Source organism: Vibrio stylophorae, from assembly GCF_921293875.1.
Lineage (GTDB): Bacteria > Pseudomonadota > Gammaproteobacteria > Enterobacterales > Vibrionaceae > Vibrio_A > Vibrio_A stylophorae.
This window is the reverse complement of the sequence record NZ_CAKLDI010000001.1, coordinates 1,647,940-1,671,568: the sequence shown is the minus strand read 5'-3', so window position 1 is coordinate 1,671,568 and position 23,629 is coordinate 1,647,940. Positions and strand designations below refer to the sequence as shown.

The 23,629-nt window shown below is 46.4% G+C and carries 22 protein-coding genes and 4 tRNA genes; 13 read left to right on the top strand and 13 right to left on the bottom strand.

From position 1 onward, the window contains the following. Positions 1-30 precede the first annotated feature (30 nt). The 4 genes from L9P36_RS07715 to L9P36_RS07700 form a co-directional block, all read right to left on the bottom strand. The gene (locus L9P36_RS07715; protein ID WP_237466124.1) at positions 31-1,134 is read right to left on the bottom strand and encodes a phosphoribosylaminoimidazolesuccinocarboxamide synthase; all 1,104 of its coding nucleotides are present in this window, start codon (positions 1,132-1,134) and stop codon (positions 31-33) included. Between the two features lie 188 nt (positions 1,135-1,322). Further along, entirely contained in the window at positions 1,323-1,652 is a 330-nt protein-coding gene (locus tag L9P36_RS07710) for a DUF6694 family lipoprotein (protein ID WP_237466123.1), read from the bottom strand. Positions 1,653-1,874: 222 nt separating this feature from the next. Continuing rightward, positions 1,875-2,210: a DUF6694 family lipoprotein gene (locus tag L9P36_RS07705; RefSeq protein ID WP_237466122.1), complete on the bottom strand. Its 336-nt coding sequence runs from the start codon at positions 2,208-2,210 to the stop codon at positions 1,875-1,877. 245 nt (positions 2,211-2,455) lie between these two features. Beyond that, the gene (locus tag L9P36_RS07700; protein ID WP_237466121.1) at positions 2,456-2,788 is read right to left on the bottom strand and encodes a DUF6694 family lipoprotein; all 333 of its coding nucleotides are present in this window, start codon (positions 2,786-2,788) and stop codon (positions 2,456-2,458) included. 330 nt (positions 2,789-3,118) lie between these two features. Here L9P36_RS07700 and L9P36_RS07695 point away from each other — a divergent pair, with 330 nt between their 5' ends. Continuing rightward, a complete protein-coding gene (locus tag L9P36_RS07695) occupies positions 3,119-3,631 on the top strand; it encodes a DUF6882 domain-containing protein (RefSeq protein ID WP_237466120.1) in 513 nt (170 codons plus the stop codon). Between the two features lie 118 nt (positions 3,632-3,749). Here L9P36_RS07695 and L9P36_RS07690 read toward each other — a convergent pair. Next, a tRNA-Leu gene (locus L9P36_RS07690) sits at positions 3,750-3,836 on the bottom strand. Between the two features lie 6 nt (positions 3,837-3,842). Then, positions 3,843-3,916 (bottom strand) — tRNA-Gly (locus tag L9P36_RS07685). A 254-nt stretch (positions 3,917-4,170) separates the two neighbouring features. On the opposite strand from L9P36_RS07685, the gene L9P36_RS07680 reads away from it, so the two are divergent. The 6 genes from L9P36_RS07680 to L9P36_RS07655 all read left to right on the top strand — a co-directional run bounded on the left by L9P36_RS07680 (position 4,171) and on the right by L9P36_RS07655 (position 10,671). Continuing rightward, positions 4,171-4,887 carry an amino acid ABC transporter ATP-binding protein gene (locus L9P36_RS07680; RefSeq protein WP_237467889.1) on the top strand — a complete coding sequence of 239 codons (717 nt, stop codon included), beginning with the start codon at positions 4,171-4,173 and terminating at the stop codon, positions 4,885-4,887. Between the two features lie 67 nt (positions 4,888-4,954). Next, positions 4,955-5,707 (top strand): amino acid ABC transporter permease, encoded by a 753-nt coding sequence (locus L9P36_RS07675; RefSeq protein WP_435532772.1) that lies wholly within the window; start codon positions 4,955-4,957, stop codon positions 5,705-5,707. 28 nt (positions 5,708-5,735) lie between these two features. Next, the gene (locus tag L9P36_RS07670; protein WP_435532771.1) at positions 5,736-6,536 is read left to right on the top strand and encodes a transporter substrate-binding domain-containing protein; all 801 of its coding nucleotides are present in this window, start codon (positions 5,736-5,738) and stop codon (positions 6,534-6,536) included. Continuing rightward, positions 6,536-7,432, top strand: coding sequence for an amino acid ABC transporter permease (locus tag L9P36_RS07665; RefSeq protein WP_237466118.1), 897 nt, complete (start codon positions 6,536-6,538; stop codon positions 7,430-7,432). The genes L9P36_RS07670 and L9P36_RS07665 overlap by 1 nt, the downstream gene beginning before the upstream one ends. A gap of 163 nt (positions 7,433-7,595) precedes the next feature. Beyond that, on the top strand, positions 7,596-9,083 hold the full coding sequence (locus L9P36_RS07660) for a hypothetical protein (RefSeq protein ID WP_237466117.1): 1,488 nt from the start codon (positions 7,596-7,598) through the stop codon (positions 9,081-9,083). Then, complete coding sequence (locus tag L9P36_RS07655) at positions 9,073-10,671, top strand: tetratricopeptide repeat-containing diguanylate cyclase (protein WP_237466116.1); 1,599 nt, start codon at positions 9,073-9,075, stop codon at positions 10,669-10,671. Before L9P36_RS07660 ends, L9P36_RS07655 begins: the two co-directional genes overlap by 11 nt. 145 nt (positions 10,672-10,816) lie before the next feature. Here the strand turns inward: L9P36_RS07655 and L9P36_RS07650 are convergent, their stop codons facing one another. After that, positions 10,817-12,028 (bottom strand): sugar efflux transporter, encoded by a 1,212-nt coding sequence (locus tag L9P36_RS07650; RefSeq protein ID WP_237466115.1) that lies wholly within the window; start codon positions 12,026-12,028, stop codon positions 10,817-10,819. A 153-nt stretch (positions 12,029-12,181) separates the two neighbouring features. Between L9P36_RS07650 and L9P36_RS07645 the strand changes: the two genes are divergently transcribed. From L9P36_RS07645 to L9P36_RS07635, 3 genes are all read left to right on the top strand, one after another. After that, entirely contained in the window at positions 12,182-13,072 is an 891-nt protein-coding gene (locus L9P36_RS07645) for an AraC family transcriptional regulator (RefSeq protein ID WP_237466114.1), read from the top strand. A 133-nt stretch (positions 13,073-13,205) separates the two neighbouring features. Beyond that, on the top strand, positions 13,206-14,453 hold the full coding sequence (pepT, locus tag L9P36_RS07640; protein WP_237466113.1) for a peptidase T: 1,248 nt from the start codon (positions 13,206-13,208) through the stop codon (positions 14,451-14,453). Positions 14,454-14,633: 180 nt separating this feature from the next. Then, a complete protein-coding gene (locus tag L9P36_RS07635; RefSeq protein ID WP_237466112.1) occupies positions 14,634-14,990 on the top strand; it encodes a YibL family ribosome-associated protein in 357 nt (118 codons plus the stop codon). A gap of 86 nt (positions 14,991-15,076) precedes the next feature. Here the strand turns inward: L9P36_RS07635 and L9P36_RS07630 are convergent, their stop codons facing one another. The 4 genes from L9P36_RS07630 to L9P36_RS07615 form a co-directional block, all read right to left on the bottom strand. Next, positions 15,077-15,898 carry a class I SAM-dependent methyltransferase gene (locus tag L9P36_RS07630; RefSeq protein ID WP_237466111.1) on the bottom strand — a complete coding sequence of 274 codons (822 nt, stop codon included), beginning with the start codon at positions 15,896-15,898 and terminating at the stop codon, positions 15,077-15,079. A gap of 194 nt (positions 15,899-16,092) precedes the next feature. After that, positions 16,093-16,168, bottom strand: a tRNA-Val gene (locus L9P36_RS07625). Positions 16,169-16,204: 36 nt separating this feature from the next. Further along, a tRNA-Val gene (locus L9P36_RS07620) sits at positions 16,205-16,281 on the bottom strand. Positions 16,282-16,459: 178 nt separating this feature from the next. Continuing rightward, complete coding sequence (locus tag L9P36_RS07615; RefSeq protein WP_237466110.1) at positions 16,460-17,833, bottom strand: MATE family efflux transporter; 1,374 nt, start codon at positions 17,831-17,833, stop codon at positions 16,460-16,462. A 324-nt stretch (positions 17,834-18,157) separates the two neighbouring features. On the opposite strand from L9P36_RS07615, the gene L9P36_RS07610 reads away from it, so the two are divergent. After that, positions 18,158-19,147: a DUF3187 family protein gene (locus L9P36_RS07610; RefSeq protein ID WP_237466109.1), complete on the top strand. Its 990-nt coding sequence runs from the start codon at positions 18,158-18,160 to the stop codon at positions 19,145-19,147. Positions 19,148-19,245: 98 nt separating this feature from the next. Here the strand turns inward: L9P36_RS07610 and speB are convergent, their stop codons facing one another. Continuing rightward, the gene (speB, locus tag L9P36_RS07605; RefSeq protein ID WP_237466108.1) at positions 19,246-20,166 is read right to left on the bottom strand and encodes an agmatinase; all 921 of its coding nucleotides are present in this window, start codon (positions 20,164-20,166) and stop codon (positions 19,246-19,248) included. Positions 20,167-20,221: 55 nt separating this feature from the next. Beyond that, positions 20,222-22,135: a biosynthetic arginine decarboxylase gene (gene speA / locus L9P36_RS07600; protein WP_237466107.1), complete on the bottom strand. Its 1,914-nt coding sequence runs from the start codon at positions 22,133-22,135 to the stop codon at positions 20,222-20,224. A 244-nt stretch (positions 22,136-22,379) separates the two neighbouring features. Between speA and L9P36_RS07595 the strand changes: the two genes are divergently transcribed. Next, positions 22,380-22,826 carry a DUF3802 family protein gene (locus L9P36_RS07595; RefSeq protein ID WP_237466106.1) on the top strand — a complete coding sequence of 149 codons (447 nt, stop codon included), beginning with the start codon at positions 22,380-22,382 and terminating at the stop codon, positions 22,824-22,826. A gap of 114 nt (positions 22,827-22,940) precedes the next feature. Further along, entirely contained in the window at positions 22,941-23,585 is a 645-nt protein-coding gene (locus tag L9P36_RS07590; protein ID WP_237466105.1) for a suppressor of fused domain protein, read from the top strand. The last annotated feature ends 44 nt before the right edge of the window (positions 23,586-23,629 follow it).

Genomic DNA, 23,629 nt, shown 5'->3' with positions numbered 1-23,629 from the left:
TCGATTAAGCCGTTTAATCGACAAATCCGTTTAGTCGACTAGGCCGTAATCGCGGCGCAGAATCTCAATAATTTCTGCTTTTGGATTTTGGCTCAGATGAATCGGATGACCGACAATCTTTTCAGCAATACCGAGATAGGTTTTTGACAAATCCATCATCGCATCTAATGGCAAGGCATTATTTTTCGCCAAATCAAAACGCTCAGGCATGCGATCTTTATTGAGCAAAATATCTGGATCTGGGAAGTAGTTCAGCAAAAATTGGCGGAAACCCTCTTTTGAGTTTTCCACAATTTCACCGCGCTCATAAGCGGCTTTATCCCAAATACGAGATGAGTCAGGGGTACCCACCTCATCCATATAAATCAGTTTTTCTTGGCCTGATGCATCGGTGACATAGCCAAACTCAAATTTGGTGTCGACAAAAATTTGGTCAATATTAGCCAGTGCTTTTTCAATCACCAAGAAACCTTCTTTTAAAATGGTTTCATAGCGGTCGATATCCGCAGGTGCGCTGAAGTTAAAGGCCGCGAAATTGTCTTCTAGATTCTGACGGGTGATATTGACGTCATCTGCTTCAGGAACGCCAGGAATACCTTTCAAAATACCTTTGGTTGATGGGGTCACCAAGAGCTCAGGGAGTTTTTGGTTATTTTCCAAGCCTTCCGGTAAGTCAATGCCACAGAAGTTACGCTCACCTTTGGCATAGCTGCGCCACATAGAGCCGGTGATATAGCTGCGACAAATCGCTTCAACCATCACCGGACGTGCTTTTTGGACGATCCAAATCAGTGGGTGAGGGATATCGAGAATGTGACTGTCGGCTAAACCGCTGTCTTTGAAAAGCTGAAACCAGTGATTTGAAATGGCATTGAGCGCAGCGCCTTTACCAGGAACGCCTTTTAAACCGCCTTCGCCATGCCAAATACAATCAAATGCAGAGATGCGATCGCTGATCACCATAATTGCAAGTGGTGCATCGGCGGCAACATCGTAGCCTTTTTCTTGAATCAAACGACGGCTATCTTCTTCAGTTAGCCAGTAAACGGAGCGCACTTTACCGCTGTGGACAGGAAGGTGAGTACGGATCGGCAGGTCATCATTGACTGCCAGAACTTGATCAGCAAGGCTCATGTCGTTATTTCCTATAACTTTGTCGGCACTATCGTGGTGAAATCCACGTCAGAAAACGCGAGCATGATACCAGAACCAAGTGAAGTCGCCAGATAAAAAGCAAACGTTTGCTGTGCGGTGAAATTAATGATGTGAGTGAGCCGTGGCGCTCGCACATTGGAGGGCGCCACGGCCCTCCAGATAAGACATTACCCGTTGACAATGTGAACAAAAATATCATTTTGATCATCAATGACATCTTGCGCTGTTTTACCATCGAGTGCAGCACGAATGCGCGCGTCAAATTCAGAGGCTTTCAAATGATAAAGTTGCATCGTCGCCTTAAAGTAGATCGCTTCCATGGCTTCATTATAAGCTTTCTTCGTTTCAGGCTGTTCGGAAATAGATTGCTCAACTAGTTTCATGGACTGCAAAAATGATTTTTCATCTTGACCATCAAAACTAACGCCTTTATCTCCACAACCGATTAAGGAGAAGGTCAACAATAAAGGCATCAATACTAATTTGAGTGATTTCATGGATACATTCCTTTGTATAATAAAGTGTGAAAAGTATCTTTTAATCCAGCTCAATTTATTAGTCACAAAGTTGTGCTGGAACCTTTGCAGCTTTGCGCTCTAACTAGGCAAAATTTGATGGCTCAATGTCGCTTACGATGTCTATTGAGCGATCAATGACGCATAAATTGAATGATTAAAACCAAAGCGCATCCATGAACGTTATTCAATGCTCGAACAGTCTTAATTCATGAGGATGCTTTGGATGATCTCATCTTTATTTTCAATGACATATTGTGCGCTTTTCCCATCCAATGCCTGCACGAGGCGCTCTCCTTGCTCTTGCTCAGTGATCTCTCCGCGAAGCACTGGCTTGGAAAGTTGAATCGCAATTTCAGACATAGTTGCTTGAAATTGCAGTAGGGTTTCAGGCTCAGTGGTGAGCGATTCCATCACCATTCTCATCGACTCTTGGTAGGTCGTTTCATTTTGGCTGTCGATGGTTGGGGTATTTTCCCCGCAGCCTATGAGTGAAAAAACAAAACTGATGGCAAGGATCCATTGAGGGTATTTCAACATGTATTTTCTCCATTGATACATGACAACGTGGGGCAATTATACGGTGGGAACCCTGCGCTTCAATGGGTGGGAGCAGCTTTGACATTGCTCTGAAATAAGAACTCAGAGCTTTGGAAATGACTCGGGCATTCACTGAAATTGGTTGTGGTTTGAGTGTTGAAATGGATGCAAAATCACATTGTGGCATACGGGTTTTGCGCATAAAAAAAGAGCCATCACGGCTCTTTTTTTCATTGAAACATGGCTTACTTGCCAACGATTTCTTTTAGAATTTCTTTTTTGTGATCAATCACATCTTGAGCGGTTTTGCCATCAAGTGAGCTTAGTAGGCGATCTTCAAGTTGTTGCTCATCGAGTTTACCTGCCATGGCTGCCATCATGGCACCCATCATAATTTCCTTCATCGCACCTTCAAATTCAGCTTGAACTTCAGGTTGATCTTTCAATGATTCAACGACTACGTTACCTGATTTTTCAAAAGCAGCTTGGCTACTGCCGTCAAACTCAGGTGCACCACCACAGCCGACAAGGAAAAGAGCAAGCAGAGCAGAAACGAGGATATTGCGCAATTTAGACATAATTTCTCCATATTTAATTTGTCTTAGCATGGCGTACCATATGCATATCATTTAATTTTTCAACGTGTAATCGATAAAATTGCCAGTTACAGCATATTTGAACCATCTGAACGATTAAAATATATGCACAAAATCAGGTTTTTGCTGACTTGTTGATGAGTGATGCGCAAGATCATTGTTGTGAATGCGAGAGTGAGAACGTTGCAATATAAGGTGTGTGAGCGCTCATAAAAGCTGAATATTTGAGGCGTGCTATTCAATCAGTTTGTTAAACTAAGCCGCATTACGTGGAGCTGCGATGCAGTCACGGTTTTAACATGAGGTTGCAGGATGCTGGAAGGAATTTTCGACAAAGAGAAGCAGGACAATTGCGAACTGAGCGCTAAGCTTGGTGGCTTTTTGGAAAAAGCTTCCGATGAGTTTCGTGAAAAGCAAAAATCGTTTTTAACGAAATTCAACCCACAGAACGTGGCGTGGAATTTGGTCTCAGCTGAGGGCATTCTTCAGTTACATGATTTGATCACAGATGAGCTCGTGCTTGAAGCGAAGGCGCATGTGGTTGGTAGCCTGTTTAAACCGGACAACATTTGGGAGTGGGCGTGGAATGATGCTCAGCTACCAGAATTGATCTCAAAAGAATCATTGAAGATTAAAAACTTTGGCCAGATGTCAAATATCGATTATTTAACCTCAGGCGTGATCAGTGTTGCTGCCGATCAAACCTTGGCGAGTTATCTTGCTGCCATTGGATTAAAAATTTGTAATGGTGAAGGCTTATATCAAGGTGAAGTTGGCGATATGGTCTATTTCATCGTTGTGAATGATGTGAAAAAACTAAAATAACTCGCGACAGCCATCATTGTTTGAATAGAAAATAAAAAAGCAGCCGATAGGCTGCTTTTTTATTTTCTATTCTTAGTACAAACACACAATATTTGTCTCAATAGAAAGGGCAATATCTTGGTGCGGTCGGAGGGACTTGAACCCTCACGTCCTTTCGAACACTAGCACCTGAAGCTAGCGCGTCTACCAATTCCGCCACGACCGCTAAATTTGGAGCGGCCAACGGGAATCGAACCCGTGTCATTAGCTTGGGAAGCTAAGGTAATGCCATTATACGATGGCCGCTTGATGAAATTAATCCTACGCCCGCCACCAATAGCTGTCTATATTTTTTTATGATGCAGATTTCTTTTGCGCAAAAAAAGAACGATTCGTCGATTGCTTATACTGACAAGTCTTATCCGTGACTGAAAGTCTCGCTGAAGCGCAGTTGTTTACACTGGTTTGCCTTTTGTTTTGTTAAGCAATTTGTGGTTATGATGCAAAATCGTTAGGATTGGCGAAAAAAAGCAGGAGCTCATTTGAACAGTCAAAATACAATTATCGGGTTTGATCAACTCAGTAAATGGTACGGTGAGTTCCAAGTCTTAAAATCTATTTCCTTGCAGGTCGCGGCTGGTGAAAAAGTGGTGATTTGTGGGCCATCTGGTTCGGGTAAGTCTACCTTGATTCGCTGCATTAATGGGCTCGAACCTTTTCAACAAGGTGCGCTTGAAGTATTAGGCCAACCGATGTCTGCCAATCGTCAGCTGAAAGGCAAGGTTGGCATGGTTTTCCAGCATTTCCATCTTTTTCCTCATCTGACGGTACTTGAAAACTTAACGCTTTCACCGATTCATACATTGAAGCTCAGTAAGGCTGAAGCAACGGCGCGCGCTTTACAGTATTTAGAGCGAGTAAAGATCAGCGAGCAAGCGAATAAATATCCGATTCAACTCTCCGGTGGTCAGCAGCAGCGCGTGGCGATTGCACGTTCGCTCTGTATGCATCCTGATATTTTATTATTTGATGAGCCAACGTCAGCGCTGGATCCTGAGATGATTCAAGAGGTGCTGGATGTGATGATTAGTTTGGCTAAAGAGGGGATGACCATGGTTTGCGTGACTCATGAAATGGGCTTTGCAAGGCAGGTGGCTGATCGTGTGTTGTTTATGAATGAAGGGGAAATTATTGAGTCCGCGCCACCAGAGCAGATATTTACGCAGCCCCAACATGAGCGTACCCGCGCATTTTTAAATCAGATTTTGACCCACTAGAGGCCCAATGAAGCTCGGACAATCTCTCAAGGGGGCCATTCGTCCCATTGCGTTTGCATTACTGCAGATGACCTTGGTATTTGCGGCCATGGTTTGGTTATTGGACTCAGGTGCCAAAGCCATGGGTTACACCTGGCAATGGCAGCGCGTACCAGATTACATCGCTTTTTATGAGGATGGGGAGTGGTGGCCTGCTGAACTTCTTTCTGGTTTGTGGGTCACCATTAAAATTTCGCTGATCAGTTTATTTTTTACTTTGGTGATTGGTTTACTGACGGCGTTGCTGCGCTTGTCACACTCGATTGTGGGTCGAGCCATGGCGCGCACCTATATTGCATTGATTCGTAATACGCCGTTATTGGTGCAAATCTACCTCGTCTATTTTGCCTTTGGTCCAATGATAGGTTTAGACCGTTGGGCGGCAGCTATTTTGGTGTTGTCGCTCTTTCAAGGGGCTTATACCGCTGAGATTTTCCGTGCGGGATTAAATGGCATTGAACGCGGGCAGTTTGAGGCGGCGAAAAGTTTGGGTTTAAGCCGCTTTGTCCAGTATCGCTACGTGATTTTGCCACAGGTATTGCAACGAATTTTACCGCCGCTGACGAACGAAGCGGTCTCTTTGATAAAAAATTCTTCTATTGTCAGTGTGATGGCGATTTTTGACTTAACCACAGAAGGTCGCAACATCGTTTCAGAAACCGCGATGTCATTTGAAATTTGGTTCACTGTTGCTGCGGTTTATCTTGTGCTGACCTTGTCTTTATCAGCATTGTCGACCTGGTTTGAACATCGATTAGGTGCCGCTTGGCGCCGTGAATAAGAAAGGAGAACAGAAGATGCGATGGAACATGAAAATGAAGTCTGTCCTGTGGGCATGCGCTTGGCTATTGCTTGCACCTTTGGCACATGCCAGTGATACCCCAAATCTCGATAAAATTAACGAACGCGGCGTGTTGCGTGTCGGCATGTCGACCTTTGTTCCGTGGGCCATGCGTGATAAACAGGGCGACCTGATTGGCTTTGAAATTGATGTGGCCAAGCGTTTGGCTGCTGACAGCGGCTGGCAGGTTGAATTCATTCCAACCGCTTGGGATGGGATTATTCCCGCGCTTCTTGCGAATAAATTTGATGTCATCATCGGTGGCATGACGATTACTCCTGAGCGCAGCAAGAGTGTGCTGTTTTCGGTGCCCTATTCACATTCCGGGATCCAAATTGCGGTGAATCGTTCACGTATGCCGGATGTGAAAACCCATCAAGATTTAAACTCTCGCCGAGTGAAAATTGCAGCGCGTCGCGGTGCAACGACAGTGGCAGTGGCGCGCGAGTATTTTCCAAAAGCGAGAATCTTGCAATTTGATGATGAGATGCAAGCCTTTCAAGAAGTGCTTAATGGCAATGCAGATGCGGTCATTTCAGCCAGTCCAAAGCCTGAATATGAAACCTTGGCTTATCCTGACATTTTATACCTCCCTTTTGCTGAGCGTTTAGATCAGGGCAATGAAGCCGTTGCCATGCGTTTGGGGGAAACCGATATTCAGGCGTTTTTGAATCAATGGATTCAAGCGCGCACCGATGATGGCTGGCTGAAAGCGCGTTATGAATACTGGTTTGCTAGCAAAGACTGGCAGTCGCAAATGGCACAATAATGACGTTTCAGCATAAACCATCTGGTATCTCGCGCTTTATGCGGCTCACTGCTTTAGATTGGGCGCTTTTAGCGCTGCTTGCTGTGGCGCTAGCTTGGCTTTATCACCGAGCCAGTGGTCAGCTCAATTACACTTGGCAATGGCATCGCACCTTTACGCTGTTATTTACGCCGCCAAGGGAAGGGGGGCTGCCTTATTTTTTCCATGGTGTATTGGCGACCATTCGCATTAGTCTATGGGGGATGCTGCTGGCATTTGTGCTGGGTGCGCTGCTTGGTTTTGCGCGTTTTTCACGCCATGCACTATGGCGCGTTCCAGCCACTTTGTATGTGCTGCTGGTGCGCAATTTGCCACCCTTGGTGTTTGTTTTTATCTTTTATTATTTCGTCTCCACGCGCTTGTTGCCAGCGCTTGGCTTATCACAGCTCTTTGCGTATCGCGGAGAGGTTTCTGGCTGGGTCGACGTGCTCTTTGGTGCCCCTCGGCTTTGGGAAAATACACTGTCTGGTGTGATTTGTGTGGGATTACTTTCTGCGGCATACATGGCAGAAGTGGTGCGTGCTGGCTTAGCGAGCATTTCTCATGGGCAGTGGGAGGCGGCGAAAAGCTTAGGTCTAAAGCCTTGGCACCAGTTTCGCTTTGTGATCATGCCACAAGTATTGGCGGCAATTACACCAGCGTTAGCGGGCCAAGCGATCTCCTTGGTCAAAGACACGTCCATTGTCTCTTTGATATCGATTCAAGAGCTGACCTTTGTTGGTAATGAAATGGCCACATCATCCAATCAATTTTTTGAAATTTGGCTGGTGGTTGGTGCTGTTTATTTTGCGCTGTGTTGGAGTATTTCGTGGTTATTCTCTGTGATTGAAGCGCGACATATGAAACACCTTCAATAAACTAAAACGGGTTTACGTCGCTTCGCCAATGCCCCGAAATGTCAATGTTTTGACGCTCTCGCCAATATTTATCTGGCCTATCACAGTTTTGAATCGGTGCTGTTAAAGGTCTGAAAATGCTGACATATACTGATCTGAGTCAGATTTAGGGATATATGTTTGCATGCCGAGTTTAAAGGATCATCAAAACGCTCGCTTTGCCCACCTATGGCAGCATTTAGAAAGTGATGCCGAGTGGGTTCGAAATGAAGCCATGGATCTTCGTGATCAGTGTTTATTTAACGAAGACACCGAAGGTGGGCTGAATGCTAGTCTGATTTTGTCCTATGCCTATTGGCACATTATGGACTACGAGCGCGGCTTAAAAGTGGTCAAAGAAGCCTTAAAACTCGCGCGCGATACCTTTGAAAACGACTACCTGTCGCAAATTTACCATCTTCATGCACTGCACTATTGGGGGCAGTCCAAATACTATTCGGCCAAGCAGTTTTGGGTGAAAGCCTACGAGCGTGCCATTTTGCTCAAAGAGATTGATATCGAAATTGAATCTCTGATTGGTTTGGGCAACGTGTGGCGTATTTTGAATCAGCTTGATGCAGCGCGCGCCGCGCACTCGCACGCAGTGCATGTGGCGCAGGTGCGTAATTATCCCATTCTAGAAGCCAAGGCATTGATTCTATTGGCATGGGATATGAAATTATCAGCCATGTACGATGAGATGTTGCCTATTCTAGAGCGCGCGGAAACCGTCTTGGTTGGCAAATTTGACCCAACCTGGGTCGCTGAAATTCATGATTTTCGCGGCATGGCCTATTTGGGGCTCGGCGCACTAGAAAAAGCTGAGCGCAGCTGTCAGCACGCCTATCAATTGGCACTCTCGCACAAGCAAACTTGGATGGAAGCGCATTGCTGTATCAGTATTGCGCGTATCACCATCGCCAAAAATGAGTTAGATCAGGCTTTAGAGTGGCTGAATCATGCTGAAGTTGCCGCGCATCAATTTGATAGCGGTGAGCTGTTGTCACAAATCAGCCAAGAGCAAGCCAAGGTCGCAGAGCAAAATCAAGACCATGAGTTAGCGCTCAAAGCATTTAAAAAATATCGTTATTTTGCCGAAAAAAGACGCCGCGAAAAATCGCTCAATTCAGCCAAAGAGCGTGAAGGTAAAACCCCGTATCAGCTCGATGAGCGCATTCTTTACATGATTGCGCAGCGAGAAGCGGATGTGGGTGATGCCCGTGTGGTCTCGATTATTCAGCCCAACAATCTCTCCGGTCAGTTGATTGGTCGCATGCAATGGCGTGCGCTGCGAGAGACAAAAGTACAATCACCACTACCAGGTGATTGCTTTATTCAAATTCAGCTTTCTCAATTTACCGCCTTAAATAAGGTCACATCCTTGGCGTTGATGTTGACCTTACATCAAGAGTGGCTGTGTCAGCATGATAGCCAAACCCTGTTTGTGCTCACGGAGCATGGTGAGGTGCGCGCCAAACATTTTTGTCAGCGCTTAGCGCAGATGGTCGCGCAATTCCCATGGTCTGATTTTGATGTAGAGCCACCCGTTATTTCATACACCTATGATGCACTCAATCTTCCCAATGCCGTATCACAGGAAATTCAGCAACTTGAGGTGACAGATGAATCTTGATTCACTGATTTGTCAGCATGAATCGAATTTTGTCGATAATCGAACGACAACCGCAAGTGGAACCTTGCTCAAATTGGTTGAGCAGGCTTCTGCCTTTGCGATTAATTATGAATATGATCGCGCCATTGACCTTTTGAAAGAGGTGAAGACACTTGCGACGCGCTCAAAAGACGTACAAACCACGTTGCAAGCCTATCGCATGCTCAGCGATTGTTATTTGGATAAAGGGGACTACCAAGGCTCACTGAGTTATTTGATGGATTTGGCCGTTCGAGCCGCAGATTACGGTGATAAGCACGCCTATATCGATGCGCTTGTTGGTATTGGTAACCTGTGTTGTGTGTTTGGTGAGCATGACCTAGCGCTTCGTTATTACCGGCGTATTTCGCGAATTGAAGCGGTGATTGATGCTGCCGAGTTAAAATTCAAATACCGCCTCTATAAGCTCAATAGTGCGCTTGAATGTGGCGATACCGTGCTTGCCAGCCAGCTGCTTTTTGAATGTGAAGAGTTGATTTCACAATTTGAAATCACCGGCAGTCAGGGGCAGTTAATGCAGCAGCAAGTGTATGTCTATCGTGCGAAATTCTTTCGTATGCAAGGCAACATTCATCGCGCATTTAATATGTTGGCCAGTGCAAGACATATTGGTAAACGCTTTCATACGGCGTGGCTGCGCGCAGCCATTTTATATGAGTCCTGCTGCTGCTTGAACCAGTTGGGCAAAGTTGAGTTATCGGTTTATCTGCTAGCGCGAGCAAGGCGCAATCTTTTTCAGAGAGTGCCGCCCTATGTGAAAACGCGACTGCTGACAGTGGAGTCACAAGCGCTTGAAGGTGTCGGGGATTTTGCTCGCGCCTTGGCCTGTGAAAAAGAAGCGCATGAGCTGATATCCATCATCATCGATCATTCACCGATTACGGATTTGGTGAATAACTGTATGCCACGGCTTAGTAAATTGGAGCTGAAATTTAGGCTCAGTGTGACTGAAAAGCAGAATATTGAATTAAAAGCAGCCCATGCCGATCAGCAAGATACGGTGGCGAAATTGGAAGAAAATGCCAGCCGTGATCTCTTAACTGGGCTCTTTAATCGCCGCGGTTTAGAGCAGCATTTGCAGCGAGTGACGCACATTGAGGGTATGTCTGTTTTGATGATGGATATCGATCATTTCAAAGCGGTGAATGATGATTTGACCCATATTGTCGGTGACAAAGTCCTTGAGCGACTTGGGCAATTTATTGAAGATTACTTTTCAGAGATGGACTGCTTTGCCTGTCGTTTTGGCGGTGAAGAGTTTGTTCTACTGTTCCCACATTGCACGGCTGATCTTGCATTGCAGCAAGCCGATGGATTTCGTAAGTCAGTTTATGAGTATGATTGGTCACACCTTCTGCCAGATCGTAAGCTTTCGGTCAGTATTGGTGTATCGGAATGTGTAAATGCAGACCAGCATTTTGAAGATGCTTTATATCGCGCCGATAAAGCGTTGTATATGGCCAAAGCGATGGGGCGAAACTGCAGCCACTTGGTGCGTGATTATTCAGACGATATCGAAATTGCGCAGAATTTGGCAATTTCATCTTAAACACAGGCGTTAACGGCTTGGGCGTATAAAACACAGGCAACCGGAGGGGATTTCTCGCGGTTGCCTGCGGCAAGGTGCTCGGTTTGAATGTGAGGTAAGAAGCGGCGCTGCGCCGCTTTTTTTGTGTTTCTTTTTTGCGCTCGGTTTAAGCGGTTTGCTGTTTATTGGCTTGAATATATTGGCGGATTTTGGGAAGCATTAAACACAACATAGCGGCAAAACAGGCATACATGCCAATGATAAATATGGCTTGGTAACCAAAATAGCGGCCAACAATGCCAAGTGAAAAGCTAGTCAGCAAATTACTACAGAGCATGGCGTTATTAAAAAGGGTCGTGCCAATTCCCATATATTTACGCATCATATTTTGCATCTCTACCATGGCAAGGGTGGCGATAATACCGACAAAAATACCATTGAGAAGCTGGATTTGTACCATTTGTTCAGGCTCTAGGCGCTGCTGCATCACATAATAAAAGAGTGCGCCGCACATCAGTCCAAATTGAATAATCGGACGATTCCCCAGTCGAATCGCCAGCATACCCACAGTGAGCATAATCGGAATCTCAATTGCGGCGGCCACCCCCATCAAATAGCCTGTCCAAGCTGAATCAATCTGCCGAACCTCGGTGAGATAGAGCGCTAAGCCGTTTACATATAAGTTATTGGCAAAAAACATCAATGTGGTCGCGAGCAAAAAGCTCATGATCTGAAATTGGAGATACCAAGGCCGATCGGGCTCTTGCTCCGTTTTGTCCTCATCAGTTGGGACTTCTACTGTTTGGCAAATATTGTTGGGTAAGAACAGCCATACCACTGTAATGGTGATACAGGTGATCGCCGCTGCCGCTAAAAAGGTATAGCGAAAACCAAAGGCGCTTTGCATGGAAAAAGCCAGCGGTGGACCGCAAACCCATGCCAGTGCGATGGAGGCGCGCGCGGTACTCATAAATAAGGTGCTGCGCGATGAAAAGTGTTTATCGCCATATTCACGCGCTAGCGCGAAAATTTGCGGAAAAGCGGCCGCGCTAAAGCCATTGATGACAATGGCGACGGCAAGTGCCAGCCAGTAGTTGGTATTAAATGCACAAACGAAGACCGTGACACTGTAACATGCAAGGGAGATCATCACGATTTTCTTGCGGGGCCATCCGGCATAGTCTGAATAGCGCGCCAAACGCTGGGAAATCAGCATGCCGGTGATAATGGTGGAAACCAAAAAGAGGGTGAGCTGCATTGGGCTGGCACCTAGCACTTTGACCATATAGAGGGTCGATAGGGGATAGAAAAAAGCGCCGCCAAGACCGGTGAAAAAACACGTCAAAATGAATGCCGCAGCTTTGGAGATAAAGTGCATAAAAACCCGCTTATTGGAGGAAATCAAAGGGTAAATCAAACCACTCTAGATTAACGAGGTTCGGCAGGGATAGATAATACGTAGCTCCCGTTTAGTGATAATATTCTGTCATTATTGATTGTTTATCTGAAAGAATAATGTCATTAATGAGGCATGAAACCAAATATTGAAACCATTAGTAGCGCCGATGATTTTCGTTGGTCGATGAAAGATTATCGCTTGGTCGAAGGTCATTATGAGATCAACTGCGGTTGGCACTATCACCAAGAATATGAGTTGGTGCTCTATTACGATCCACGCTGCGCTTATCGCGGAAAATTGTTTGTGGGCGACCATATTATGGATATGGGCGGCAGTCAGCTCATTCTCTTAGGGCCGGGGGTGCCTCATATGGTGACCGCCAGTACGGATCTTTATCGTAGTGATGTGGTGCACCAGAAAATTTTATGGTTCTCTCCGCGCTGGCTTGAGCAGTGTGGCCGCGTGATCCCAGAGCTGCGTACCGTGGAGCAGATGCTTAAACGCAGTAATCGGGGCTTGTGTTTTGGCGCACAGACCATTGAACGTGTGGCCTCGCTTTTAGAGAATTTTGCCAATGTGTCCCCAGCGAGGCAATTTGCTCATTTTATTCAGCTTTTGTTGCTGCTGACGGAAGACAAAGAGGCTAAACCGCTCTCGGTTCGGAGCCATGAATATCGTTTGCAAGATGAGCCTGATGCTGTGGTGGCACGGGTGGAACAAGCGCGGCGATATATTGCGAAAAACTACCAAAATCCGATTCAACTCAAAGAGCTGGCTAAAGCGCTGCATATGAGTGAAAGCTCAGTCTATCGGTTGTTTGAGCGCCATTTTGAGGAGAGCTTTGTCGAGCATTTACGTTTGTATCGTCTCGGTAAGGCTTGCGAACTTTTAGCGACCACCAATCGCGCTATCGCGCTGATCGCAGAAGATGTTGGCTTTAATAATCTATCGAACTTTAATCGCCAATTTAAAGAAGTGAAGAAGATGACGCCATCGCATTTTCGCAAACTATTAAGCGAGTAGCTGGCCGGATTTGTTTTGACTTGTGTTAATGAGAGGTATAGGTTCAGTGATAACGTCTATTATCTGTCGGGTTTTTAGATAGATTGCCCTTATGGACAGCCCATCTCCCGCGCATTACAGAGAATCAGAATTTATGAATCAGCTCGTCGAACGTTTTTTGCGTTATGTCCAATTTGATACTCAATCCAATCCAAGTGATCAAGCCTGCCCAAGTAGCCAAGGTCAGTTGGTTTTTGCCAATCAGCTTAAGGCCGAAATGATTGCCATTGGTTTAACGGATGTAAGCTTGAGTGATGATGGCTACCTCATGGGGCGTTTACCTAGCAATGTCTCAGCAAATGTGCCAGCTATCGGTTTGATTGCCCATATGGATACCGCGCCCGATGCCTCTGGCGCGCAGGTTAAACCACAATTGGTTGAGAACTATCAAGGCCAGACCATCGCGCTTGGAACCAGCGGTGAAGTGCTTTCGCCAGAGCAATATCCTGATCTGAATGGTTTGCATGGTCATACCCTCATCACCACTGATGGCACCACGCTATTGGGCGCGGATAACAAATCTGGTATTGCAGAGATCCTCACAGCGATCGCGACCTTGGTGGCAAACCCAGAGATTCAACATGGTGAAATTTGTGTGGGCTTCACCCCAGATGAAGAGATTGGCCGCGGCGCTGATCGTTTCGATGTGAAGAAATTTGGCGCGCAATGGGCCTACACCATTGATGGTGGTCCTGTGGGTGAGCTTGAATTTGAAAACTTCAACGCAGCTTCCGCTGAAGTGATTGTGCATGGTGTTAATGTGCATCCTGGTACGGCGAAAGGCAAAATGATCAATGCCATGAATATTGCTGCGCAATTTCAATTGATGATGCCTGCGGATGAAACACCTGAATCAACAGAAGGTTATGAAGGGTTTTATCACTTGGTGGCCATGAGCCCAAGTGTGGCCAAAACCACCTTGCACTATATTATTCGTGATTTTGATCAAGACAGTTTTGCTGCACGTAAAGCCTTTATGACTGAGCAAGTTGCAATGCTGAATCAAAACTTGCAGGGCAAAGGCCGTGTAGAGCTTGTGTTGAGCGATAGCTATTTCAATATGAAAGAGATGGTGGCGCCGCACCCTGAAATTATTGAACTGGCGCAAGCGGCGATGGCGGATTGCGGTATTGAAGCCAATATCAAACCGATTCGTGGTGGCACGGATGGCGCGCGTTTGTCCTTTATGGGCTTGCCTTGTCCAAATATTTTCACCGGCGGTTATAACTTCCATGGTTTGCATGAGTTTATTACGGTGCAAGGGATGGAAAAAGCGGTTGCGGTGATCGTGCGATTGGCAGAAAAAACAGCGCAGACCTACATCAGTAAAGAGAACGCCTAAGCGACAGCGATATACGCTGATCAGATTTAGCCCTCTTATATGAGGGCTTTTTTCTATGATGTCGTTGATCAATATACATGCGCAGCCTTGAGGCTGTGCTACAATCCTCGCCAAGAGAACGACCCATCTTGAAAGCGTGATATCACGCTGTTCACCCAGAATAAATTGAGAATATTTGCCATGAGCATTAAAAAAGAGATTCAGCTGCTTACCAACCGCATCGATACCTGCCAGCATAAATTAGCGGCTGCAAAATCACGCGATGATCAGGCGATGATCAAAAAATTTACCGATGATATTGAGAGCTTGAGCAAGAAGCTTAGCCAGTTGAAACACAAGCAAAGTTTTGAGCTGAACAAAGAGCGTAAAAGCTTGCTTGATATGCCTTACTCGCGCGAAATCAGTAAAACTGAGCAAGCGGATATGGGTAAGTTGAAAAAATCAGTAAAAGGTTTGGTGGTCGTACACCCAATGACCAAACTCGGCAAAGAGCTGCGCTTAGAAGTGGTGACAGGTTTTGCGCCGCAGCCATTTTAATATGGTTTTCATTTGACTGTGTTCATTGATAAAGGCCGCGAATGCGGCCTTTATTTTTGTGAGCGTGAGCTACCTTTATTGGCATTTTAAGCATGGCAGCGGTAGTGCAAAAGTCGAGAGGCATTCTTGAGTGCAGGTATCAATGCCATCATCCAGCAATTGAGTCGACCTGTGAGTCGCCATTGCGAAAACTCATTGTAGCGTTTCATTGATACCAGCTTTAGATTGGGCTGCCAACTCTCGACCTCTTTGGGATCATCCAGTGCAAACTTAAAACGAGCATTGGTATGTTTTACGGTATCGTGCCGACTTGAGTGCTTACACATAAAGCTTGATGAACTATCAAAGGCAATGTCACTTTGACTAAAGGGTAAGGTCATTTGTCGAATCGCATTGGCTACTTCCGTTTTATCAAAGTACATAAAAACGCCTTCAATAATAAAGAGCACTGGTACATCGCCATGACGATGGAATAGGGTATCGATCCATTCTTTATCAAATAATGAGCCAGATAAGCTGGGATTTTGTGTGCTGGATGGGATTAGCTCTGCGCGAAATGCCATCACTTCTGGCAAGTCAAGATCGTAGAGAAACAGCGTATCGGGCAATTCAATCTGTTTGCTGATTCTTTGGTATCGCGCATCAAGGCCGCAGCCCAAGTTCACCAACACACCTAGTGGGTTTTGCTGAATAAAATCGATGGCTAGCTGATCAAAATAATTTGCGCGTAGTGCGCATCCTACTTGGCTACGAATGGCATTTTCATAAATTGAGAGGTCATAGGGTACTTTTTCAACGACTTCGCATGCCGTTGGGTCGTCGAAAAAAGCATTGGTTCGACGGCTCTCTTTGGCTTTCATGTAGAGCGGAATCAGTAAGGTTTTTGCCACTTCATCTTGTAAGGTCATCACAACATCCTGTTATACAATGAGATTGCATTAATGATACTCATTTGCATTTAAGTGATTGTGATCGCGCGCAAATTATAGGGCAATCATGCGATAAATATGAATACTGTTATTGATAAGGACGCAAAGTATAAAAATGAAAATGAGGATTTAGAAAAGTAAAAAGCCCGCTCAATGAGCGGGCTTTTTCTATGTGGTGGGCGATACCGGGCTCGAACCAGTGACCCCCTCCTTGTAAGGGAGGTGCTCTCCCAACTGAGCTAATCGCCCAAATAATCGCATTGGGATAGCGCGATTATTGGAATTTGGTGCGTCTGAGTGGACTCGAACCACCGACTTCCACCATGTCAAGGTGACACTCTAACCAACTGAGTTACAGACGCATTGTGCTTGAAAGCGGGGCTAGAATACTGTTGTCATGATCGGCTGTCAACGGACAAAAATCACATTTTGGTGCGTTTGCGCAAAAGCTGTTCGAAATGGCTATTTATGAAAGATACTTAGAGAATAAAAAACGCAGCTGAAGCTGCGCTTTTTTAGGTTTAAGGTATGGCGGCTTGATCAGCGGGCTGAGAAATTCAGTTGCACCGATTCTGGTTGACGTTGAAGCCATAGTAGGCGCTGACCCAGTAAAATAGCAGCAACCGTTAAGCCAACGATAAAACCCCACCAAAATCCAAAAGGACCAATTGGCGCAATGACCCAGTCGGTTAAACCAAGGATGTAACCCGTTGGCAAACCAAAAATCCAGTAGGCGATAAAGGTACGTACAAAGATCGCTTGCATATCTTTATAGCCACGCAAAATGCCAGCGCCGATGACTTGGATAGAATCGGTCCACTGGTAAATACAGGCCAGTAGCATCAATTGGCTGGCCAGTGCCATCACCTGCAAATTGTCGCTATAGAGATCGGCGATTTGCGCACGCAAAAGGAAGGTAAGTAGGGCGGTTACGGTAGCAATTGCCAAGCCTAAACCTAGCGCACAATAGCTTGAAATACGCGCGCCTTCGATTTTGCGCTCGCCCAATTGATAACTGACACGAATGCTGGCAGCTGAGCCAATACTCATTGGAATGATGAAAATCATCGAGCTAAAGTTGGCGGCAACTTGGTGCGCAGCGACGGTGATCGAGCCAAGTGGCGCAATTAAAAAAGCCACCACAGCAAACAGCGTGACTTCAAAGAAGATAGCAGCCGCTACCGGAAAGCCAAGACGCATTAAACGCCACTGGGCTTTAAAATCGATGCCTTGCCAGTTTTTGAAAATCCCAATGCGCGAGAGCTTTTTCGAGATAAACATATAGGCCAGCATGGCAAAGAACATGATCCAATAGACCAAGGCTGTAGCCACGCCACAACCCACGCCGCCTAATTTCGGTAGGCCAAAGTGGCCGTATACGAAAATCCAGTTGAGTGGCACGTTCGCAGCTAAACCAATAAAGGCGATGATCATCGCAGGCTTGGTATACGAGCAGCCTTCAGCAAAGCTGCGCAGCACAATAAAGCCTAAAAATGCAGGCGCGGACCACATCACGGCGTGCAGATAGCCAATGGTTTTCTCTTTGAGCAGCGGCTCAATGTTGTCACGCATATCAATCAGTACGCCAGCGTTATACATCAGCAGCATAATGGGGATCGAGATGATCGCTGCGAGATAAAAGCCTTGCTGTACTTGAAATGGAATTTCATTTTTTTTGCCCGAACCATTGAGGGTTGCAATGATCGGTACCAAGGCCATGACGAGACCTAAGCCAAAAAGAATAGTGGGTAGCCAAATACTTGCCGCAACGGCAACAGCACCCATATCGGTGGCACTGACATCACCCGCCATCACGGTATCAACAAACCCCATGGAGGTTTGTGCGACTTGCGCGATTAGAATGGGGGTGGCGAGTTTCACCAGTTTTTTCATTTCAAGCGTGTAACGCTGCACACTAACTCCTACTGCATTGGAAGCATGACAAAAGCCGATATCTCTCGATATCGGCGAATTCGCTGTGGCCGAGTGGCCCCTTGAGCTTTTTGAATCAATTGTTTGGCATCGTGGATGGTGAGTATTGAAATCGGTTTCAATCTCAAGTGCATCGTCTGCGTGAGCTGTATTGGAAACAGCATTCATGCCAAATTGTGGATTGGCGGCAATATATCATAGGGTTTTCGCCGCGCCTAGCATTGTTGTTGCTAATTTATCCAGTTTCTATTCAGCTGGCTGGCGTAGAGTAATTTTTCCTATTTTTGCATTGTTCGGGGGAACGCAATGCACCTTTTTAAGCGCCAAGTATGCGCGCATTTCTCTTGCTTATCTTTTGTTGTCGCTGGTTTTTTGCTGCCCGTGGACTCAGTGTTCGCGGCTGAATTTGGGCCTTTGAAAACCTATGCGCAATCACCCTTACAATCCAATAGCCTAACGCCTGAGCTTCGCAGCGGTTTTACGAAAGTAGCGGGTCAAAGCGAGTTCTATTTAACCGGGACAGTGGCAAGCGTTTGGGCCCATTCTTCTGATATTAGCGCTGATTATTATCAAAATGCCTTGGTACTAGGGGTCGGCCATCAATTGAGCTCTCGATGGTACGTGGAAGGGCGCTATAACTGGCATTTTGCGGCAGACAACCACTTGGACGGCTTAACCCGAGGATTTCATGATTTGTTTGGCATCGGCCAAAATGGACGAGATGAGGTACCCAACCATAGTTTTGACTTATCTGTGCCCAAATATGGCATTGAACTTCATGATTTTGAAGGTGAAACTCTCAATCAAGCCTTGACGCTCTATCTTCAATATCAATTGCTTGAAACGCAGCAACATGGTTTGTCTTTGGGCGGTTCTCTTTACTACCACAACGTCAATTCTGGTCCTTTTGCCGACGAGGGATTTGAGCAGGCGTTGCAGCTTAACTACAGTTATCGCGCGGGAGCACATCGCGCCTATAGCACGGTGGGTATCACTTTTCGTTCAGAAAAAGAGGGGCTTGGTGATATGCCCTATCGCGAAAATGCAGCCACGGTGGCTGCTGGCTATGAGTACCAAATCAATGGTAATCATGCGCTGCTAGTGGAATACCATTGGTATGCTGGCGCGGCGAAAGAGGAGATTGAAGATCTCAGTGATGCTTCAAACGAAGTGCTGTTGGGGTATCGTTATCAATGGCATCGTCATGCGCTTGAAGTGTCCATGATTGAAAATCTGATCAATATGGATAACAGCACAGATATCGCTTTTACTGTGGGTTATCGCCATCAGTTTTAAGGCATAAAAAAGACCGCAGCTGCGGTCTTTTTTATATTTCATTGCTTCCCTTTTCTTCTCTTTAAGGAAGACAGAAGCAAACTTGTCGAACTAAAGCATTAGGCTTTTGGCGCGCCTTTATGGGCAACAGCCCACATGTGCAGTAGCTCTGATGCAATGGTCGCACCGGCAAGTGCTGTCAGCTCACTTTGGTCATAGGCAGGTGCAATTTCAACCACATCCATACCTACCAAATTGATACCAGCTAAGCCACGTAGGATTTTAAGCACTTTATCTGTGCTCAAACCGCCACATACAGGTGTCCCTGTGCCTGGTGCATAGGCTGGATCAAGACAGTCGATATCAAAGGTGAGATAAACCGGCAGATCGCCAATGGTGTCTTTCACCTGCGCAACAATAGCATCCACAGCCATATCATTAGCGCTTGGCGCATCAATCACCGTAAAGCCTGCATCGCCATGATCGGTACGAATACCGATTTGTACTGAGTGTTGTGGGTCAATCAAACCCTCTTTTGGCGCATGATAGAACATGGTGCCGTGATCGTAACGACCACCCGCATCATAGGTATCTGTGTGTGCGTCAAAGTGAATCAAGGCCATCTTGCCAAAGGTTTTCGCATGCGCGCGCAGCAGTGGCAGGGTAACAAAGTGATCGCCACCAAAGCTTAAACAAGTTTTTCCCTGCGCCAATAGCGCGCTGGTGTGGCCTTCAAGTTTGGCCATCATGTCTTCACTGTTCCCGGTTTCAAAGACCAAATCACCAGCATCGACCATGGTGACATGATCTTCTAATGTAAAGGTCCAAGGAAAGCGTTTCTCTTCCCACGCAAGGTGAGTTGAGATTTGACGCATCGCGGTTGGTCCCATACGGCTGCCAGAGCGGCCTGTGGTTGCAAGGTCAAAAGGAACACCAGTGATCACCACATCGCAATCAACTTCAGTGGGTTTGAAGTGCAAAGGTTGGCGCATAAAGCCAAAGTTGTTGGCGTAAAGAGATGTATCGTTATGGGTTGCCATCACGGCCTCCAAATTGAATCACCAAGGGCGATAGCCCTTGGCAAATGATATGTGACTAATCGATATCTTCGAGATAAGTATAACCGCGAAGACCTTCACTGAGCTCATGCAATAGCGCCGCTTGTTCGCGTGGCGCGACATGTTGCTGAGCCAACGCTTTATAAGCCGCCAAGAAGGCATCGGGTGACATGTGCACATAGCGCATGACATCAGCGACGGTATCGCCAAGCTCGATATTATCGATGTGATACTCACCTTTCTTATCAATGGTCACAATAGCGGTATGGGTATCGCCAAAGAGGTTGTGCATATCGCCCAAAATCTCTTGGTATGCGCCGACCATAAAGCAGCCAATCGGATAGGGGTTGCTGGCATCCCATGGTGGAACCGGTAAAGTGGTCTCAATCCCTTGTTCTTCGACATAATGCTCAATAGCACCATCGCTGTCGCAAGTGATATCAAGCATGACTGCGCGTTTCGTTGGTGCTTGGTTGAGATGCGCTAATGGCATCACGGGGAAGACCTGATCAATCCCCCAAGCATCCGGCATTGACTGGAAGAGCGAGAAATTGATAAAGAATTTATCCGCGAGCTTTTCATTGAGCTCATCCAAAATTGGACGATGCACACGATTATTTTGCGACAGCATATGGCTGAGCTGATTGCAGATGTTCAAGCTCATCTCTTCAGCCCATGCGCGCTCAGCAAAACCAAGCATGCCAATGTTAAATAGCGCGTGGATCTCAGCTAGATCAGACTGACAGTCGCGATATAACTCAACCAAGGCGCGATGGGGTTTACTTTGTTGAAGCTCCAGCCAGCTTTGCCACAAATCTTGGAGTAAGTAGTGGGCATCTTCTGCTGGCGCATTGAGATCGCTTGGCTCGTAGCGCTCAACACCAATCACGTCGGTGATCAGCACGGCATGGTGCGCGGTGAGGTTACGGCCTGATTCAGAAATTAGACGCGGCATTGGTGTTTGTGTTTGACGACACATGTCAGCCACAGTGGCCACGATGGTATTGGCATACTCCTTTGCGCCATAGTTCATGGAACAATGGCTTTGGCTACGGGTGCCTTCATAGTCTACGGCGAGGCCGCCGCCGACATCGAGGGTATCAATAGGCACGCCCATGGCACGAAGCTCGCAGTAAATGCGAGATGCTTCACCTACACCGTTACGAATATCACGCACGTTGGCCATTTGCGAGCCAAGGTGGAAGTGGACCAGTTGCAGCGCATCAAGTTCATCTGCGTTTTTCAGCGCATCAATGACCTGGAATACTTGTGATGCGGATAACCCAAACTTGGATTTTTCACCGCCGCTTGCCTGCCATTTCCCTTGACCTTGAGAAGCCAAACGAACACGTAAACCAAGGCGTGGTTTGACACCGAGTTGACGGGCTTCTTCGAGCACTAAATCAAGCTCAGAGCGTTTTTCCAGCACGATATAAACGCGGTGGCCAAGTTTTTCACCAATCAATGCCAGTCGAATATATTCACGGTCTTTATAGCCGTTACAGACGATCACTGAGCTGGCTTTTTGCGCCATGGCAAGCACGGCCATCAACTCAGGCTTACTGCCGGCTTCAAGACCTAGCTGTTTTTGCTGCTGCGCGGATTGGCTGGCCAAAATGGCCTCAACAACTTCTTGCTGCTGGTTTACTTTAATGGGGTAAACCGCAAGATAGTTGTTTTCATAATCATATTCCTTGATCGCATTATTAAATGCCAAGCACAGGCTGTTGGCGCGGTCATGGATAATTTGCGGAAAACGAACCAGAACTGGCAAAGAAACGCCACGGTCGCTTAAATCTTGAGCGAGCTTGGCAAGGGAGACTTGACGTTCTGGGTGTTCACGGTTTGGGCAAGCAACGACTTCGCCTTGCGAATTGATATCGAAGTAGCCTTGGCTCCAATAGGGCAGGTTGTAACGCGCGCGCGCGTTATCAAGGGTCCAAGTGGTCATGGGTTGGGCCTCAATCATGCTGCTGGCGCAGCACTGACAACATGGTGCGGAATGAAAGGCATAGATGGTATGACGATTGAATTCGTCAAATCGCAGCAAGGCCGCACCCTGGCTTTGCGCAGTGTTTCAAAATTTTGTGCACTCACGCAAATCGAAGGCATTAAATGAGTAATTACTCATTGCGACAAGTTGCATTATTTGTCGATACGACAAAAATCGGTGATCTATCGTTCAATGAGTTCAAATGTCGCCATTAGCGCTGAAAACATGCTACTTGGACGTGACTTTGGCCGTTGAGATTATTCAGCAGGGGATTAGAATAGGGGCATCACTTCTCTATAAAATCAATATCATGATTATCGGTACTTCGGGCTATGACGCCCTGATTGAATACTTGGTTGAAAGCTTTTCACTGTTTGAAGGTGGCGCAGTCGTTAGCGATGGCGAAACACTGGAAGATTTTGTAACGGATAAAGTTGCCACAATGGTAATGACGATTTGTGAACAAAAAACGCAGTTGGAAGCGGAACAACGTTTTGCATTGCTTGCCGAAGCGGACAAAATTGTCGAAGAACTTGCTGAAGTATTGGCCAGTCGCTGGCAAAAACCGCTGTGCGAAAAACAGCGTGAGTTTTTAGGTGAATTTATCGATTTACTGAAAAACCTTTTTGATAGCGAAGTTGGGGCATAATCTCAAACCATCTCAGAAATGGCGTAGTGGTTGGTTTTGCTTTAAGTCCTTTCGCTATCGTCACTGCAGCGCAGATGTTATGCTGGCATCTCATTCACAAGGAAGTGTGTCGTTATGAACGTGAATTTTGTCCAGGAACATCGCCAGCGTATGCAGCAGCATATCAGCGAGCACATTGCGCCAGTTGACCAGATTTATCATGATCTCAGTGCTGATCTGCAGCCTATCGATATTTACCACATCAAACCGACGCAAACGCGCCCTTTTCATACATTAATCACCGCAGGAATGAGCGATCACCCCATGAATTTGCCTTTGGGTGTGCAAGCACCGCAGCATTTGGAGCTAATGGTCACCCTGCCGCAAGAGTGGGAAGTGAATGAAAATGCGTTTCGCCAGTCGCAATGGTATTGGCCCATCGCCCAGCTCAAATTTATTGCGCGTTTTCCAAAGCAGTATAAAACCTGGCTGGGATGGGGGCATACCTTACCCAATGGCGATCCATCTGAGCCCTTTGCTGACAATACAAAAATGAGTGGGATGATGATTGTGCCTTCATTGCATGTCCCGCAAAGCTTTTATCAGCTGCCATTAGAAAGCGATAAAACAGTGCACTATTTTGCTTTGGTACCGCTTTATGATGAAGAGATGACCCTAAAGTTAGAGCAGGGGATTGATCCATTGCTCGATGGTTTTCATCTATATGGCGCGACGGATTTGATTGATATCACGCGGCCCAACATTGGTGCGAGCATATAATTGAGCATTAAATGGGTCGAATTAAAAAAAGCCAAGGCAAACGC